Raw genomic sequence first — 18,153 nt, forward strand, 5'->3', positions numbered from 1 at the left:
ATTATTTGCTATGTTAGATTCTTCAAAGTTGCTTTACGAAGCACTCACCTACGACGACGTTCTCCTCGTTCCGGCTTATTCAGAAGTTCTTCCCCGCGATACGCAAACGAAAACTTACCTGACGCAAAATATACAATTGAATATTCCTCTCATTTCGGCGGCTATGGATACCGTTACCGAATATGAAATGGCTATTGCTATGGCACAGGAAGGGGGTATCGGTATTATCCACAAAAACATGACCATTGAACAACAAGCCGAGCAGGTACGTAAGGTGAAACGTTCTGAAAGCGGCATGATTATAGACCCCATTACACTGAGCGAAGGCGCTGTTATAGGCGATGCCTTACGTTTAATGGCTGAGTTCAGGGTAGGTGGTATACCGGTTATTGACGAAAACAACAAACTGAAGGGTATTGTAACCAACAGAGATTTGCGTTTCCAGACGGAAATGACAAAGCCCATTGTGGATATAATGACCAAAGATAACCTGATAGTTGGATATGAAGGAGCAGGCCTGGCAGAAGCAGAAGAGATTCTGAAAAACTATAAGATTGAAAAATTACCGATAGTTGACAGAGAGTATCGTCTGATAGGTTTAATTACCTACCGTGATATTCTGAAAAAGAAAGACCGCCCCAACGCAGCTAAAGACCGCCTGGGTCGTCTGATTGCCGGAGCCGCAGTTGGTGTTACACCAGATATTGAAAAACGCGTAGAAAGCCTGATAAAAGCCGGCGTGGATGTTGTAAGTATTGATACTGCACACGGACACTCAAAGGGTGTTATTGAAACCCTTAAACGTATCAAGCTGGCGTTTCCGAAACTGGATGTAATTGTTGGAAACATTGCCACAGCCGAAGCAGCCGAAGCGCTGGCCAAAGCAGGTGCAGATGCCATTAAGGTTGGCGTAGGGCCGGGCAGTATTTGTACCACGCGTATTATAGCAGGTATAGGTATGCCGCAGTTATCGGCCGTTGCCGATTCGGCTGTTGCCGCAGCTAAATACGGCGTTCCGGTTATTGCTGATGGTGGTATCCGTTTCTCAGGTGATATTACTAAAGCCATTGCCGCAGGTGCAAACACGGTAATGATGGGTTCATTGTTAGCCGGAACCGAAGAAGCCCCTGGCGAAATGGTAATTTACGAAGGACGTAAATTTAAAACGTACCGTGGTATGGGTTCAGTAGAAGCCATGGAAGATGGCTCGAAAGACCGTTATTTCCAGGATGCCGAAGATGATATCAAAAAGCTGGTTCCTGAGGGCATTGTAGGTCGTGTACCCTACAAAGGCCGCGCTGCTGAGATTCTCTACCAAATGGTGGGCGGATTAAAAGCCGGTATGGGCTATTGTGGTGCAGGTGATATAGAAACCTTGCAACAGGCAAAATTTGTGAAAATCACTTCGGCTGGTATCAAAGAAAGCCACCCGCACGATATTCAGATTATGCGTGAGGCACCAAATTATTCAAGGTAAGAATAAGATCTTCCAGATAAATACTCTTGAGAGGCTCCGCGTGAGCCTCTTTTGTTTTTTCTATCCTGCTCAATGGTCATGGTTTTCTGCTGACTTATTTTATATTTGTAGTTTAAACTACAACCTATGAAACGCTTTCAACTATTATTCAGCCTGTTATTCATTACTTCTTTTAGCCTGGCGCAAAGCCCTCAGCTGAACATTGCCAAACCAAAGCCATTTAAGCAGAAGACCTTCTGCAACCCGATGGATATTAACTACCAGTATAACTGGGAACAGACCAACGAAAAAATATCGTATCGCTCAGGTGCCGACCCTGTGATTATCACCCATAAAAATGAGTATTACCTGTTTCATACCATTCAGGGTGGATACTGGAAATCGAAAGACCTGCTGAACTGGCATTACATCATCCCCAGCCGCTGGCCGATGGAAGATATGTGCGCACCTGCGGCCATTTCGGTGAGAGATACACTCTACCTTTTCCAATCAACCTTTCAGCAAAGACCTATTTTTTATACTACCACACCTGAAAACGGCAAACTGCATTTTTATAACCGCTGGTTGCCGCAATTACCTAAAGATATAGGCCCGTGGGACCCGGCGCTATTTCATGACGAAGACTCAGACCGCTGGTTTATGTACTGGGGGTCTTCAAACGTGTATCCGATTTTCGGAGCCGAACTCGACAAAAACAAAAACCTGACTTATAAAGAGAAAAACAATTATAAAGGGCTGATATACCTGCACCCGGAAAAACACGGTTGGGAGCGTTTTGGCCGCGACCACCGCGACACCATCAAGCCATTTACCGAAGGCGCATGGATGACCAAACATAACGGCAAATACTACCTGCAATATGGCGCACCGGGTACAGAATATAACGTGTATGCCAACGGCACTTATGTAGGCGATGACCCACTGGGTCCATTTACCTATGCGCCTTACAATCCGGTTTCATACAAACCGGGCGGATTCATGACGGGTATGGGCCATGGCAATACTTTCAAGGATTTATATGGCAATTACTGGAATACAGGCACCCCCTGGATTGCAGTTAACTGGAATTTTGAGCGACGGATTGAGATGGTTCCGACAGGATTTGATAAAGACGGACAAATGTATGCCAATACCCGCTTTGCGGATTTCCCTCAACTGTTGCCTACCAAAAAATGGACTGATAAAAATGAATTGTTTGCCGGATGGATGCTGCTTTCTTACAAAAAACCGGTTACGTCTTCATCAGTGCAGGATGATAAATTCCCGGCCAATCTGGTAACGGATGAAAACCCCCGTACCTTCTGGGTAGCTAAAACCAACAAAAGCGGCGAAACCCTGACTGTTGATTTAGAACAACCACAGGAGGTACATTCGCTGCAAATTAACTACACCGACTATAAGTCGGACATTTACGACAGCGCTTTACCAAAGGTGTATATCCAGTACAGAGTTTATGCCTCTATTGACGGCAAAACATGGACAAAGATTGTAGACAATACAAACGAGAAACGAGACCGCCCCAATGCGTATGAAGAACTAGCCAAACCTGTAAGAGCACGCTTCATTAAATTTGAAAATGTACATGTGCCAATGCCTAACCTGGCCATAAGCGATATCAGGATTTTTGGAAAAGGAACTGGCAAGGCTCCGGCCACACCAGAAGGACTAACCGCAAGCCGACAAACCGACGAACGCAATGCAGACATCAGCTGGCAGAAAGTGCCTGACGCAGTGGGCTATAATATTTTATGGGGCATCACCCCTGATAAGCTGTATCAGACTTACCAGATATGGGGAGATGCCCCATCCAATCTTGAATTAAGGGCTTTAACAGTAGGTCAGAAATATTACTTTGCTATTGAGGCCTTTAATGAAAACGGCGTTTCTGCCGTAAGCCGGGTAATTGGCCCTAAATAACTATTTTAGTTCAATGGTTTTTTTGGCTTTGGCCGATTTCACGGCCGCATCCAGAATTTCCATGGCAACCATATTGATTTTCAATGACCCTAAATCATCTTCAGATTTTACTTTGCCTCGTACCACCGCGGCAAAGTAACTGAATGGGTCGTTCAGCGGATACGCCAATGGTTTAATCTCTACTTTTTCTTCCGGTGGTGCGTTTCTGTCGCCTTTTCTTACCCGCATCTGCAGGGTTCTATCTGCAATGATATATCCGTTTTTGCCGTAAAACTCCGCATCTTTTCTGTCAAACGGCCAATTCCATGAAGCCTGAAAAATACCCTGCGCTTTGGGGTAAGTTACAATAATGGTAGCCTCATCATCCACTTTCGGGTAAGTTTCGGGTTTGATAGTCTGCGTAACAGCTGTTACCGATAGAGGTCTTTCGCCTTTCATAATCCAGGCCATAATATCAGTACCGTAACAACCAAAGTCAACAATTGCTCCGCCGCCGTTTTTTACGGGGTCAGCCAGCCAGTCGAGAAACGTTTTACTAACCCCTATTTCTTTAGGGCCAGAGTGACCGTCATGTATCACCACCTTTCTGATTTCACCAATTTCATTGCGCTCATTAATCATTTTGTAGGCTTCATAGTTACTGGCATACCAGGTGGTTTCATAATTGGTCAATAACTGAATCTTATGCTTTTTGGCCAGTGCCTCCATTTGTTTGGCAGTTTCAAAATTAACCGCTAATGGTTTTTCAACCATTACGTGTACTCCTTTGGGGGCACATTTCTGGACAGTTTCCAGATGCTCAATAATACTTCTGAAATCGCAGACGGCTTCCGGTTTTGCTTTCTCAATCATTTCGTCAAGACTGCCATACCACAGGCTTTCGGGCAATTTGTATTCTGCCAGGTATTTCATGGCCAATGCCTTATCCGGTTCGGCAAAGCCCACAATCTCAACACCTTCGTGCTTAATAGTATGCAGAATTTGCCGAACGTGGTCGTGTGTCATACCCACAATACCCATACGTACCGGTTTATCTTGTGCAAAAGTTACCTGGATGGTAACCAACAGGAGAAGAAGAATTTTTTTCATAGGTTTAAATCAGGTTGAATAAAAACAAATTTAATTAAAAAGCGCAGCAAAGACTTTTTTTAAGGAATCTTTTCACGATAAAACCTATTTTTGCGTTAAGAACCTGTAAAACCATTATATGTATCGATAACCCAGGGGATTAATATCGGTACTGATATCATAGAACAGCCAGACCATGTCTATTAAAGTTCAGCACCTCAGCAAAGTTTACGGCACACAAAAAGCTGTTGATAATATATCTTTTGAAGTAAAAAAAGGAGAAATTCTAGGGTTTCTGGGTCCAAATGGTGCCGGGAAATCAACGACCATGAAAATCCTGACGGGGTATATTCCGGCTACCGAAGGCACTGCCGAGGTAAGTGGCTTTGATGTAAAAACGGCGCCTATTCAGGTTAAAAAGAATGTAGGATACCTGCCTGAACATAATCCGCTGTATCTGGATATGTACGTAAGGGAATTTCTGGCCTTTGCAGGCTCACTTTATGGCTTGAAAGGACGAGACCTGGAAATAAAAATAGATAACACGATAGAGCGCGTTGGGCTTGGGCTTGAAAAACACAAAAAAATAGGCCAGCTATCAAAAGGCTACCGCCAGCGTGTCGGCCTTGCCCAAGCGTTGATACATAACCCGGATGTGTTGATTTTAGACGAACCAACCACCGGCCTTGACCCTAACCAACTGGTTGAAATACGAGACCTGATTAAGCAAATAGGCAAAGACAAAACCGTTATTTTCAGTACACACATCATGCAGGAAGTAGAGGCCATCTGCGACCGCGTGGTAATCATTAACCGTGGGAAAATTGTAGCCGACAGCACCCTATCTGAACTGAAAAAAGATGGCAAGGCAATGGAAGAGGTTTTTCGGGAATTGACGGTGTAGTATTGAGTATTATATGAACATTAGACATTTATTATTTCATTTTCTTAAATATGCTTGAAATCTGTTGCTTTTCTTTAGAATCATGCCTGACAGCCCAGAAGGCCGGGGCGTATCGGGTTGAGTTATGTGGAGGTATGTTTGAGGGCGGAACCACCCCTTCAGCCGGATTAATAAAATTGGCTCGCCAGCATCTTTCAATCAAATTGTATGTCATGATTCGTCCGCGCGGAGGAGATTTCTATTATTCAGATACTGAATTTGAGGTAATGAAAGCCGATATACAAACAGCCAAAGAATTGGGAGCAGACGGTGTAGTGTTTGGTATCCTGAATCCGGACGGTACGGTTGATGCCATACGTACAAAAGAATTAGTTGAACTGGCTCAGCCCATGAAAGTAACTTTTCACAGAGCATTTGATGTAAGCGTAGAGCCTTTTGAGGCGTTGGAAGCGGTTATTGAAACAGGTTGCGAAAGAATACTTACCTCAGGGCAAAAGAATACAGCCATTGACGGCATAGGCCTGCTGAAACAATTAGCTGAAAAGGCAGCCAATAGAATAGAAATTATGGCAGGCAGTGGTGTAAGCGCCCAGAACGCAGCGCTATTGTTAGAGGCGGGTGTCCATGCCCTGCACATGACAGGCAAGGGAATTGTAAACAGCAGAATGGAATACCGCAAGGCGGATGTGAGCATGGCAAGCGCAGCACTAACTAACGAATTTGAAATTTATGAAGCCGATTTTGATAAATGCACGGCAGTAGCAGAGATTATCGATAATGCCTGATATCACTTACCCAAAACTTTAAGTTTCATGCAATTCTTCTATTATTGAAACTGGCGTATTGGTTAAAATGGAATTGCGATTTTCATTACATGTTGTCTGATAAGGTGATTGATTACTAAATTATTGACGAATACTTTTAGTGTTATGTTAATCGGTATTCTGCGTCAGACAAATTTAAAATGATAGTTTTCTTCTTTTAACCTGCTGATTACAACGGCTGCGTTGACGGCCTGCATTAATCTTATCCCAACTATGTTTTCAGCGGGGGTAAATCCTTCTTCGGGTTTAATGTTAATAAAATTATTGATGATTTTATGTTTGTCAAGGTACTTATCAAAAATAAATTCATATTTATTAAGACTTGAGATTGTCTGAAGCAAAGACTTTTGACTCTTTATTTTGTTTTGGTATCCGGGCGAGTATGGAAGTTTATCCATTCGTCTGGTAATCTCATCAGGCACATTTCCTTTCATAATGTTTCTAATAAGACTTCTTGGGATTCCTCCTTTCACAAAAAAAGGCAGAGGAATATCCATCAAAAACTCCAGAATGGACTTATCTAAGTAAGGAACGGCCGATTCTATGCCGAAAGCAGCGTTTCTTGTATGAAACATAGCAGTTATTTTTCCGAAACGGCCTTCATTTATCTGATACCCAGCATTCGAATGAAAATCTTTCAAAGGGGTATATTCGATTACCCTGTGGCTGTATTTTTTTACAAAATCATTTTTCAGCGTAGTTTCATTTTGCCAGTTTATCCTCCCCATTTTTAACAAAGGTCGAAGATGCCTGTACAACTCTGTATGGGGAATAAATTTCTTAACAAACACTTGTAACATTGATAGGTTTTCCCGCTTTCCAAACTCCTTTACTAGCTGTAACGCCTCTTTAAATTGCCTTAGATAGATTAATTGATAAACAACCGAATCACCTTTCCATGAAACCCCAAAGTCTCCTCCGTACCCGGTAAATAAAGTATGTACTTTTTTTTCTCTGGCTAAGGAGAGTATTGCTTTATCCAGATAATGAAATGGATTTGGAATACTTTCGTCCAATAAAAAACTTTCGTTTAAACTATCAATAGATCCGATTTCGGAAGAATCAACAAAATTTTGTATAATATTTGGATATCGCCTCCCAATGGATTCGATGTATTTACGCTCATCTCTGGCAATGCCCTCATAGCCAACAGGCAATACCGAGGAAAAAGTATAAAGAGGTTTATTTCTTTTTTGCAGCAGGTCTGAAAGTACAAAAGCCAGGCAAGAAGAATCAAGCCCGCCACTTAGAGTAAGACCCACCGGGCGTTCATAGTCCAGCCTTTTTTCAACGGCGTTATAGACTAAATGAAGCAGACAGTCGTACCAATCCTGTTCTTTTTTAAAAGAATATTTTCCACTTGCTTGCAGCCGCCAGTATTTTTTTATGCCAACTTTTCCATGTTTAAGTGTTAGTATGTTACCGCCACAGAGCGAAAACACCTCCTGATTGTAAGTGTGCCCGGGTAGTCCCTTTTTAAAAAAGTAATCAATCAGGGCATCCTCATTGAAAATATCAGGTGTTTGTTTAACGGCCGTAACCCCTTTTATTTCATTACAAAAGATAAATTCATCCCCAGAATCATAATAATATAATGGTCTATGACCTACCGGGTCGGCTGCCGCAAAGAGTTCATGGCTTGCCTTGTTCCATATCACAAAGGCAAATTCTCCTTCCAGAAATTGTACGCATTTTTCGCCCCACTTGTAAAATGTCATCAATATGAGTTGGGCATCATTTAGTAAATTTACGTTATTGCCCAACATAGAAGCTAATACAGGCCTGTTATCTATACGGGCATCAGCCGTAATAATTAGGTGCGCCAGGTAAGGGTATGCATCTTCAATAAGGTGGGTATTTCCCAAGACTATATCCGTATCTGTCCATGACGAGCCTTCATCCGGCGTAATGCGAGAAACAGACTGAAAAACCTTTTCCAGAATCGTCTCATCTACCTTTTTCCCGGTTTTATTGATACGTCCGAATATTAAACCCATTGTTTGATTAATCTTTTTATATAGGATTTTTTGAAGAAGATTCTTTCATCAGTCTACTGAAGGATAGAAGCTTCAATATGGTTTATCAGGTCTGCGGGGTTGCAGACAAGTGGCCTCGATACTTCAAGAATAACTGCAGACTTTGAAAGTTCTGTTAGAATCGTAAAGCTACGGGATAGCATAGTATTACTTTGTAATAGAATGGGCCGGTAAATATGACTTCTTAACGCCTCAAAGGCGTTAATTCCGCTTAGAGTTTTAATACTTACATCAGGGATATCCTTTTTTTTGATAATATAAATTTTCTTTATAGGATATTGATCTTTGTTAAATTGCTTATGAAAAAAGATGCCGAATTTTTCCAAATCATATTTGATTCTGAACGAGCGGTCACGGAAAGCATCATCATTAAGTTTTTCGATTGTGTCATCCCAGAGTTTAATCATCGGATATGAAGCACTGACCAGTACCATTTGGTCTTCATCTTTTTTTAGTACCAATACATCATCCCCAAATATATTAAACCCTCTTTTAATTAAACCTGCCAGAGTAGTCGATTTCCCGGCCTGAGATTCGCCCGCAATCAGAATCAAAGCTTCATTGCGAATAATGGCAGAAGCATGGAAAGGCAATAATTTTCTTTGAGTGAGGATTCCGGCCATCACAGTTGCCAGAATATAAAGCCTGATGGTTCGCATTTCCTGTTCAGCGCAGGGTTCAACTACCACGGTGTGTCCACCAAAAGCATAATAATTAGCAACGTTGGTAACTTTAAACAACAATGCCTGCTCGTCAATTTTGTAGAAGAATCCTTTTTTTGTTAACTGAATACCACTGATAGTTTCTGGTGTTATGCCATATTTAATTACTACATCTGGTACAGAAAATTCGCAAGACAGTAATTCCGGAAATTCAATTTCCGATAAAATACGCAAACCAAACCCCCAATAATTAAACATTAAATCTAAATATATTTATAAATTTGCCTGATAATTGTGCCAAGTATCGGCAATGGTTATCAAAAAATGATAGAAATGAAAAAGTTATTACACCTTGAAAGTTTTGTTGCCCGCAAAACAAATGATTTGCAATTCGTTGAATTTGATAATGAAACAGTCATAATGGATTTGAAAAGTGGCAACTATATTAACCTGAATCATACTGGAGCTATAATCTGGCTATACTTGGAACAGCCCATTCTTGTAAAAGATTTGATTCAGAAGCTCATGCAGAAATTCAAAGTAGAAGAATCTCAGTGTACAATTGATACCCTGGAATGCCTCAATTTAATGTATTCAGGAAATATTGTAGTGGTGAACTGAAATGTAAGGCTTAAAAATACTCACATCTGCAAACACTCCTGTATTTATTCTCATGTTACAGATGTGAGTAATTTATGCTAGCATTAGCTTATTTCAGATGCATAATCTTCTCCTGCATCGCTCGAACCCATAGTTACTTCCATTATAGAAAGTATTTCTACTGAGGGTTTTGTCCATTCTTCAAGGGTAAATGTGTCTTGAGCACTTTCAGTTTTCTCTGTTTTCATAATTTAATGTATTTAAAAAATGGTATAATAGCAAGATGCTATTTCACAAAGCTAATGAAACTAAGCGAATAATAAAAAAATGGTTTTTTGAATACAAGTTTACTTTTTAAATGGTAGCAAACATTGAATCTGTACGGGTTCAATTTATACTATTGGGCATTGATTGCAAACAAAAAGTGAAACCCCGAAAATACTGAAAGCATCGTATTTTCGGGGTCTCACTTATAGTAATCAATTAAAAGCCAATAACTTTTTATTAATGTTATTACCTTACTTCTTCGCAGCCAGTTCGGCAATTTTTTCATGAATCATTACCTGATTTGACATGATTTTAGAGAAACCTCTTACATCATCGCCAGACCACGCATTGTTCATTTCTCCGTAGCTGCCAAATACCGGCGACATCATATCGTAGTCTGACTTGATACCCAATAACTGGAAATGATACGGTGCCAGTTGCACACGCACCTCACCAGTTACATTGGTTTGGGTACTTTCAAGAAACGTTTCAATATTACGCATCAGTGGCTCAAGGAACTGGCCTTCGTGCAAAAGCATACCATACCATTCGGCAAGGTTCTGCTTCCAGTATTGCTGCCATTTGGTAAGCACGTGTTTCTCTAACAAATGGTGTGCCTTGATGATAATCAACGGAGCAGCGGCCTCGAATCCTACACGGCCTTTAATACCGATAATGGTATCGCCCACGTGGATGTCACGGCCAATCCCATACGGAGAGGCTAGCTCTGACAAACGACGGATGGCATCTACCGGATTTTTAAACCGGCGGCCGTTTACACCTTTGAGTTCACCTTTGATGAATTGTAGCGTTATCTCGCTTCCCTTTTTCCTGGTTACCTGTGTCGGGAATGCGCTTTCAGGTAAGAATCCATCAGAAGTGAGGGTTTCTTTACCTCCTACTGAGGTTCCCCATAAACCCTTATTAATTGAGTAGGCTGCTTTATGCCATTCGCGCACTACGCCTTTCGACTTCAGAAAATCTATTTCAGCCTCACGCGACAACCGCAGGTCACGGATAGGTGTAATAATTTGCGCATTAGGAAGAACGATTCTGAAAACCATATCAAAACGAACCTGGTCGTTTCCGGCACCTGTGCTTCCGTGTGCAACAGCTTCGGCGCCAATTTCTTTGGCGTAGTCAGCCACTGCTACTGCCTGAAACATACGCTCGGCACTTACTGAAAGCGGATACGTATTGTTTTTCAGGATATTGCCATACACCAGATACCTGATACATTTCTGATAATATTCGCCTACCATGCGTGCGGTATGATGGTTTTTAACGCCCAGTTCATACGCCTTTGTTTCAATATCCTTGATTTCTTCTTCTGTGAACCCACCCGTATCAACCAATACGGAATGCACTTCATGACCCAGCTCTTCGGTCAGGTACTTTACGCAAAACGAGGTGTCTAATCCTCCACTATAGGCTAAAACAACTTTCATAATTATATCAGCCGCCGAAACGGAATATAGGTTTTAATAAAATTTTGCAAAAATAGGACTTCTACCGTTAAATTCCCGTTTATAATCTAAATATAATTACAGAATAGTACATAAACGTTTAAATCAGGTTATATCAGTTATGTATAAATTTTTTGCTCAATTATCGCTGGCGACTTTTCTGTTTTCATGTGTTGGCGGCTCGCCATCAACTGTTGAATTATCCCCCCAAAAAGAGGAGAAAATTCCTGAGAGAAACTTTCTGGCTTTGGGAGACTCTTACACAATAGGCGAAAGTATACTGGAAAAAGACCGCTGGGCTAACCAGCTGATTGAATTGCTGAAAAGTGATTTTACAATAAATAGGTTTGACGTAGTAGCAGGAACCGGCTGGACCACCCGTAACCTTGCCGATGCCGTGGCCCGCACCAAACCTGCAGGCCCTTACGATATGGTGTCGCTTATGATTGGCGTTAACAACCAGTTTAACGGCCAAAGCATTGATACTTATAAAAAAGAATTTACCGAACTCTTGGAAACAAGCGCTACCCTTGCCCATGCTGATACCAGGCGTATATTTGTTTTATCGATACCTGACTACAGTATTACGCCCTACGCACAGGCCTATAACAGAGAAAAAATCGCAAGGGATATTGACGCCTTCAATAAAGTAGCAAAAGATGCCTGCGACAAAATGGGAATTTCTTATATTGATATAACTACTCTGACGCGCGAACACCCTGAGGCAGCCTACATTGCCAACGACCAGTTGCATTTTTCAGCAAAAATGCATGAGCTATGGGCAACCAGGGTTGTTAGTACAGCAAAAATAATACTTAGATAATTACCGCGGCACGGTAAAGTACATGACGGTACCAATCATACCAAATACAATATTGGGCAGCCAGACGGCCAGTATAGGAGGCATATTGCCAGACTCGGCAATACCTTTAGACATGATATAAAACAGAATATAAACAAACGCCAGCACGAACCCCACGGCTATCTGGAAACCTACCCCACCCCTGGCCTTGCGCGCAGACACAATAAGACCCATTAAAGAAAGTATGATAACCGCAAAGGGCGTGGCAAAACGCTGATAAAGTTCAATTTCATAAGATTCTATCCCTTCAGCACCGCGGGTCTTGATGAGAGAGATTTTTTCTCGCAGTTCAGGAATCGTAAATGATTCATGTATCTGGTGCTCGTTCTCAAAATCTTTGGGCGACAGATTAATGGTGGTATCTTTTGGTGTGTCACCATAAACCATTTTGTCTTTCATTACCCCCAGCGTTCTGATTTTATAGTTGTGTATCCGCCATTTTTTTGTGCTGTCGTTCCAGTCAATCCGTTTGGCGCTTAGCTTTTCTACCAGTTTATTATTAACAATTTTCTCAAGCGTAAAATCATACCCCGTCTTGGCGTCATTATTATAGCTCGACATATACGCATAGGTATTGGGCGCTACTGCAGTGTGGAAGTCACGGGTTGAAAAGTAAAACTTGTCGTTCACATATACATTCTCAAATGCCAGCCGTTCGGTATTGGCTTTGGGGAGTATCCAGCCTACCATTACAAATGAAAAAACAGCAATAACTGAAGAGCCTAAAAAGTAAGGCAGCATCAGACGCGGAAAACTTACACCGCTGCTCAGAATGGCTACAATCTCGGTATGCGCAGCCATCTGGGCTGTAAAGAATACTGTTGATATGAAAATCATGAGCGGGCTGATATAATTGGCCCAGTATGGAGCAAGATTGGCATAATATTGTAGCAGAATAGCTCGCATAGGTGCCTGTTTCTGGATAAAATCATCGTTTTTCTCCACAAAATCAATCACCATGATAATCAAAACAATAACCAGAACCGCAAATATATAAGTTGTGAGAAATCGTTTGATTAAGTATTTATCAAGTATATTCATGCAAGGTTTAACAATATAGGTTACCTCAAAAAAGAAGAGATTGGGCTCTAATCTCTGACAGGGCTATATATTTAACACACAAAATTATGAAAAGAAGCGCATAATCAGCTTAAATTATAAAACTTTAACAGCTTTTACTGCACAAGCAGGTTTTTGGCAACTTCGTTACTTACAAAAACAATATGCGCGTTATCTATTAAAACCGTATAAGACTTATCGAAATCACTTACTTCCTGAATTTTAATATGACAGCCAAGCGTGATATGGTTTTTGTCAAGGTGCTGCAAAAAAGCAGGTGAATGTACTGACACCCCAACCATTGCTACTGTGTGGGCTACAGGTATTTCAGATAACTTATATGACCTGAGCATCGGCATTTTACCCTTGGCATCCGGAATGGGGTCACCGTGTGGGTCAAATTGCGGATTACCTAAGAAGTCGTCCAGCTTTTCAGTCAGTTCTTTAGAATCTATATGCTCAAGCTGCTCGGCAATGTCATGTATTTCGTCCCAACCGAAGCCCAGTTTTTCTACCAGAAAAACCTCCCACAGCCGGTGCTTACGGATAATACTTAATGCTATGTGCTGCCCTTCTTTGGTTAAGGTTACCCCCTGATATTTGCGATAATTAATAAAATTCTTCTCGGCCAGTTTGCGTAGCATATCAGAAACCGAGGCTGCCTTGGTTTGCGTATGTTCGGCCAACTCGTTGGTACTAACTTCATTTCCGCCATTCTGCTCGCTCAGCATGTAAATAATTTTCAGATAGTTTTCCTCTGTAAATGAAGTCATATACCTTAAAAAAGATGGTGATACAAGCACAAAAGTAAAAGTTATACCTGATTAATCAAATTTTTAGACATACCTAAAATTTTATTTTGATAACCACATTTTTGTTTTTATTATTGCATAAAATTTAGATTTAGCGTAGCTGAACTACCATGGAGAAGACATTACCAACAGACCAAAATAAAGGTTGGAAAACCAAAACCAATAGTGTTTCGCTGCCGGAAGTACACGGCAGCATTGCTGTTCATACATCCGGAGGCTTCTGGAAAAAACTCTCGGCCTTTATCGGGCCGGGGCTGATGGTGGCAGTAGGATACATGGACCCTGGCAACTGGGCTACCGATATTGCCGGCGGTGCCAAATTTGGCTACACCCTGCTTTCGGTTATTTTAATATCTAATTTGTTTGCCATGCTGCTGCAGCACCTCTCGCTGAAACTGGGCATTGCCACCGGGCGAGACCTGGCGCAGGCCTGCCGTGATGCTTATTCAAGACCCGTTTCATTTGTGTTGTGGATTCTGGCAGAAGTAGCCATTGCTGCCTGCGACCTGGCCGAAGTAATAGGTGCAGCCGTGGCCCTAAACCTGCTCTTTAATATTCCGCTTACGTATGGTATCATCATTACAGCCGTTGACGTAATCTTTATTCTGTTTTTACAAAACAAGGGTTTCAGACTCATTGAAGTAATAGTGGGCGCACTGATACTGATTATTCTGCTTTGCTTCGGGTATGAAATCATTGTTTCAAACCCCGACTGGTTTGGCGTGGCCAAAGGTCTGGTACCAAGCACCCAGATTGTGGTAAACCCTGAAATGCTTTACATTGCCATTGGTATTCTGGGGGCAACGGTTATGCCACATAACCTTTACCTGCACTCAAGCATTGTGCAAACCCGTAAAATTGAAGATACCGTGCCAGCCAAGAGACAAGCCATAAAATATGCTACCATAGACTCTACGGTATCATTATTCCTTGCCTTTTTTATCAATGCTGCCATACTTATCATGGCTGCGGCTACCTTCCACTTTTCAAACAACCAGCACGTGGCCGATATTACAGATGCCTACCATCTTTTAGACCCCATTCTGGGTGTAAAACTGGCCGGTTTGTTTTTTGCAGTGGCTCTTCTGGCAGCAGGGCAAAACTCTACCCTGACCGGTACACTTGCCGGGCAGATTGTAATGGAGGGTTTTCTGAACATTAAACTGAAGCCCTGGCTACGTAGATTAATTACCCGCTTAATTGCCATTGTGCCGGCACTGATTGTTGCTATTATTTATGGCGAAAGAGGCACTTCAGATTTGCTGGTGCTTAGCCAGGTAATTCTGTCTTTGCAATTAAGCTTTGCAGTGGTGCCGTTAGTAGCCTTTACGTCTGACAAACTGAAAATGGGCGCATTTGCAAACCCAAACTGGGTAAAATACACAGCCTGGGTTGTAGCGTTTATTATCATCAGCCTGAATGGCTATCTGCTTATTGATACAATTTTTTAAAGTTGTACAGAAAGCCGGGTGATTATCATTACCCGGCTTTACTCTCTCTCTCAAAGGCGCTTTAATATCTATCTGTTTTTGAATCAAGTCGGCTCAATCATTGTTTATTCAATAAGCATTCAGGCATAAATTGATACTCAATACCTGAATAACTTAAAAAACGTTTATATTTAGCGGGCTTAGGTCTGCTTTCATTTAAACTGTTTTTTTAGAATACCTTAGTTTGCCAAAAATGACCGAAGAGCTTTTTTCTGTTGAAACCACCTACTTTGCCGACGTTATTCTGCCGGTGCCTATTCCGCGTATGTTTACTTACCGCGTACCCCGCCACTTTGTGAACGACATCAAGACAGGAGCACGCGTAATTGTAGAATTCGGAAAAAACAGGGTTGTAACAGCCGTGGTAGGAAAAATACACACTAAACCGCCGGAAAAATACCAGGCCAAATACATACTTGAACTCCTGGACATTGACCCCCTGGTTACGTCGTCACAATTATGGCTTTTTGAGTGGATTGCCGAATACTACATGTGCAGCATTGGTGAGGTAATGAATGTGGCTGTGCCCTCCGGACTGAAAGTGAGCAGCCAGTCAAGAATACAACTGAACCCGGATTTTGATTATCCCGAGCTGCTTGATGACAAAGAGAAAGCGTTTCTGGAAATACTGAATACCCAAACCTCTCTTACTTATGACGATGCCCTGAAGTTTGTTGGTGAAAAGAACATCAACGCGATGATAAAATCGCTTATCAGCAAGCACGCCATCATTATGTATGAAGAGGTGAAGGAAAAATATAAGCCGAAAATTGCCAAAAAAGTACGTTTGAAACGCGTTTATGAAGGAAGTGAAGAAGTATTGAATCTGGTTGATTCGCTCAGTAAATCATCAAAACAGCAAATGGTAATTATGGAATACCTCAAACATATTCCTATTCATGATTTGCCAGCCAAAAACACTGATGGTATAGATAAGTCGGTTTTTATAGAAGGCGAAACCTCCGATTCTGCCTTAAACACCCTGATTAATAAGGGAATACTAGAGCCATTTGAAGTAACCGTTTCACGCTTTGGTGATGATTTCCCGACAGAACCTCTTAAAATTGAATTGACCGTTGCACAGCAGGCGGCAAGTGATGCAATACTTCAGAATTTTCAGGAAAAAGACATTGTATTATTGCATGGAATTACCGGGAGCGGTAAAACCGAAATCTATATCGATTTAATTCAGAAGGTACTGGAAGGCGGCTCGCAGGTGCTGTATCTATTACCTGAAATTGCCCTTACTACGCAGATAGTCGTTCGGCTGAAACGTGTGTTTGGCGATAAAATGGGTGTGTACCATTCCAAGTTCTCAGATAATGAAAGGGTTGAGGTCTGGCGAGGTATTATTGACGGCCGCTATCAGTTTGTGGTAGGAGTACGCTCAGCTATATTTTTACCAATGGATAATCTGGGTCTTGTAATAATTGATGAAGAACACGAGACCTCTTACAAACAGTTTGACCCCGCCCCGCGGTATCATGCACGCGACGTAGGCATCATGCTGGGGCTGAAACAGGGAGCCAAAATCCTGTTAGGCTCTGCAACACCCTCCGTTGAAAGCTACTATCAGGCACAAACAGGCAGGTATGGTTTTGTTGAGCTGAATCAACGTTTTGGCGAGGCTCAATTGCCTGAAATTATGCTGGTGGATTTGAAAAAAGAACGGAAATCGAAAAATATGAAAAACGATTTTTCGAGCGTGCTTCATGAAGGCATTCAGAATAATCTTTCCAATCGTGAGCAGACCATCATTTTTCAGAACCGGCGCGGCTATTCTCCTTACCTGAACTGCCAGGAGTGCGGTTGGGTGTCTGAGTGTGAGCAATGTGCGGTAAGCCTTACTTTCCATATGCACTCGAAAGAATTACGCTGCCACTATTGCGGGCACAAGGAAGAGGTGCCAAGGGCTTGTCCGGTTTGCGGTTCAGGCAAGATAAGAACCGTTGGTTTTGGTACAGAAAAACTGGAAGACGATCTGAAAATCATGTTCCCGGAGGCACGGGTTCAGCGCATGGACCTGGATACCACCCGCACAAAAAACGCGTATCAGAATATCATAGCAGCGTTTGAGCAAGGCGGCACAGACATACTGGTGGGCACACAAATGATTAGCAAGGGGCTGGATTTTGACCAGGTGAGCCTGGTAGGTATATTTGATGCCGACCGCATGATTCATTTCCCTGATTTCCGGGCGTCAGAAAGAGCCTTTCAGATGCTCACGCAGGTGAGTGGCCGGGCGGGCAGGCGTGCCAAAAGAGGCAGGGTGTTGATACAGACCAATAATACAGACCAGTCTATCTTACAAAAAGTAATAATAAACGATTACCCCGGGTTTTATCAGGAAGAGATATCAGAAAGAGAAAGCTATCTGTACCCACCGTTTTCTAGGCTTATTTCAATTACCATCAAGCACGAAGAGGCCGAAAAGGCAGAAAAAGCCGCCCACTGGCTGGCTGACAAACTATTAGATAAACTCGGTAAAGCGCGCGTGCTGGGGCCTGAAAAGGCACTAATTGAGCGTATCAGAAACAAGTTTTTATTTGATATTATGCTGAAACTTGAAAAAGACAAGCTGAATATAAAGGCTGCCAAAGCGTTTTTAAGAGAAACCATAACAGAAATGCAACAAATCAGAGCGCATAAAGAAGTTGATGTGGTAGTTGATGTTGACCCCGTTTAACATTTTATGGCTGCCGTTGTTTT

15 protein-coding genes are annotated in these 18,153 nt (G+C 42.0%); 8 read left to right on the plus strand and 7 right to left on the minus strand.

Annotated elements, in window-relative coordinates; all coding sequences use genetic code 11:
• The first annotated feature begins 10 nt into the window (after nucleotides 1-10).
• Both guaB and C0V77_RS02875 read left to right on the plus strand, forming a co-directional pair.
• Nucleotides 11-1,477 carry an IMP dehydrogenase gene (gene guaB / locus C0V77_RS02870; protein WP_101724787.1) on the plus strand — a complete coding sequence of 489 codons (1,467 nt, stop codon included), beginning with the start codon at nucleotides 11-13 and terminating at the stop codon, nucleotides 1,475-1,477.
• A 126-nt stretch (nucleotides 1,478-1,603) separates the two neighbouring features.
• On the plus strand, nucleotides 1,604-3,394 hold the full coding sequence (locus C0V77_RS02875; RefSeq protein WP_101724788.1) for a family 43 glycosylhydrolase: 1,791 nt from the start codon (nucleotides 1,604-1,606) through the stop codon (nucleotides 3,392-3,394).
• On the opposite strand, the gene C0V77_RS02880 is transcribed toward C0V77_RS02875, so the two are convergent.
• A complete protein-coding gene (locus C0V77_RS02880; RefSeq protein ID WP_101724789.1) occupies nucleotides 3,395-4,483 on the minus strand; it encodes a Gfo/Idh/MocA family protein in 1,089 nt (362 codons plus the stop codon).
• Nucleotides 4,484-4,658: 175 nt separating this feature from the next.
• Here C0V77_RS02880 and gldA point away from each other — a divergent pair, with 175 nt between their 5' ends.
• On the plus strand, nucleotides 4,659-5,366 hold the full coding sequence (gene gldA / locus C0V77_RS02885; protein WP_101724790.1) for a gliding motility-associated ABC transporter ATP-binding subunit GldA: 708 nt from the start codon (nucleotides 4,659-4,661) through the stop codon (nucleotides 5,364-5,366).
• 50 nt (nucleotides 5,367-5,416) lie between these two features.
• A complete protein-coding gene (locus C0V77_RS02890) occupies nucleotides 5,417-6,151 on the plus strand; it encodes a copper homeostasis protein CutC (RefSeq protein ID WP_101724791.1) in 735 nt (244 codons plus the stop codon).
• Nucleotides 6,152-6,315: 164 nt separating this feature from the next.
• Here C0V77_RS02890 and C0V77_RS02895 read toward each other — a convergent pair whose 3' ends face one another.
• Nucleotides 6,316-8,187: an asparagine synthase-related protein gene (locus tag C0V77_RS02895; protein ID WP_101724792.1), complete on the minus strand. Its 1,872-nt coding sequence runs from the start codon at nucleotides 8,185-8,187 to the stop codon at nucleotides 6,316-6,318.
• Nucleotides 8,188-8,240: 53 nt separating this feature from the next.
• A complete protein-coding gene (locus tag C0V77_RS02900; protein WP_101724793.1) occupies nucleotides 8,241-9,146 on the minus strand; it encodes a serine kinase in 906 nt (301 codons plus the stop codon).
• Between the two features lie 75 nt (nucleotides 9,147-9,221).
• On the opposite strand from C0V77_RS02900, the gene C0V77_RS02905 reads away from it, so the two are divergent.
• Nucleotides 9,222-9,509: a PqqD family peptide modification chaperone gene (locus C0V77_RS02905; RefSeq protein ID WP_158237872.1), complete on the plus strand. Its 288-nt coding sequence runs from the start codon at nucleotides 9,222-9,224 to the stop codon at nucleotides 9,507-9,509.
• Nucleotides 9,510-9,592: 83 nt separating this feature from the next.
• On the opposite strand, the gene C0V77_RS23005 is transcribed toward C0V77_RS02905, so the two are convergent.
• Together C0V77_RS23005 and C0V77_RS02910 are read right to left on the minus strand one after the other, a co-directional pair.
• On the minus strand, nucleotides 9,593-9,736 hold the full coding sequence (locus tag C0V77_RS23005; protein ID WP_158237873.1) for a hypothetical protein: 144 nt from the start codon (nucleotides 9,734-9,736) through the stop codon (nucleotides 9,593-9,595).
• A 270-nt stretch (nucleotides 9,737-10,006) separates the two neighbouring features.
• The gene (locus C0V77_RS02910; protein ID WP_173830513.1) at nucleotides 10,007-11,203 is read right to left on the minus strand and encodes an argininosuccinate synthase; all 1,197 of its coding nucleotides are present in this window, start codon (nucleotides 11,201-11,203) and stop codon (nucleotides 10,007-10,009) included.
• Between the two features lie 139 nt (nucleotides 11,204-11,342).
• Between C0V77_RS02910 and C0V77_RS02915 the strand changes: the two genes are divergently transcribed.
• Nucleotides 11,343-12,044, plus strand: a complete 702-nt coding sequence (locus tag C0V77_RS02915; RefSeq protein ID WP_101724796.1) for an SGNH/GDSL hydrolase family protein — start codon at nucleotides 11,343-11,345, stop codon at nucleotides 12,042-12,044.
• Here the strand turns inward: C0V77_RS02915 and C0V77_RS02920 are convergent, their stop codons facing one another.
• On the minus strand, nucleotides 12,045-13,124 hold the full coding sequence (locus C0V77_RS02920) for an LptF/LptG family permease (RefSeq protein ID WP_101724797.1): 1,080 nt from the start codon (nucleotides 13,122-13,124) through the stop codon (nucleotides 12,045-12,047). It abuts the gene before it with no gap.
• A gap of 134 nt (nucleotides 13,125-13,258) precedes the next feature.
• Entirely contained in the window at nucleotides 13,259-13,915 is a 657-nt protein-coding gene (locus C0V77_RS02925) for a metal-dependent transcriptional regulator (RefSeq protein WP_101724798.1), read from the minus strand.
• Between the two features lie 149 nt (nucleotides 13,916-14,064).
• On the opposite strand from C0V77_RS02925, the gene C0V77_RS02930 reads away from it, so the two are divergent.
• Together C0V77_RS02930 and priA are read left to right on the plus strand one after the other, a co-directional pair.
• Nucleotides 14,065-15,405, plus strand: coding sequence for an Nramp family divalent metal transporter (locus tag C0V77_RS02930; protein WP_101724799.1), 1,341 nt, complete (start codon nucleotides 14,065-14,067; stop codon nucleotides 15,403-15,405).
• 232 nt (nucleotides 15,406-15,637) lie between these two features.
• Nucleotides 15,638-18,130, plus strand: coding sequence for a primosomal protein N' (gene priA / locus C0V77_RS02935; protein WP_101724800.1), 2,493 nt, complete (start codon nucleotides 15,638-15,640; stop codon nucleotides 18,128-18,130).
• Nucleotides 18,131-18,153 lie beyond the last annotated feature (23 nt).

The sequence above is a fragment of the Emticicia sp. TH156 genome, from assembly GCF_002855535.1.
Lineage (GTDB): Bacteria > Bacteroidota > Bacteroidia > Cytophagales > Spirosomataceae > Emticicia > Emticicia fluvialis.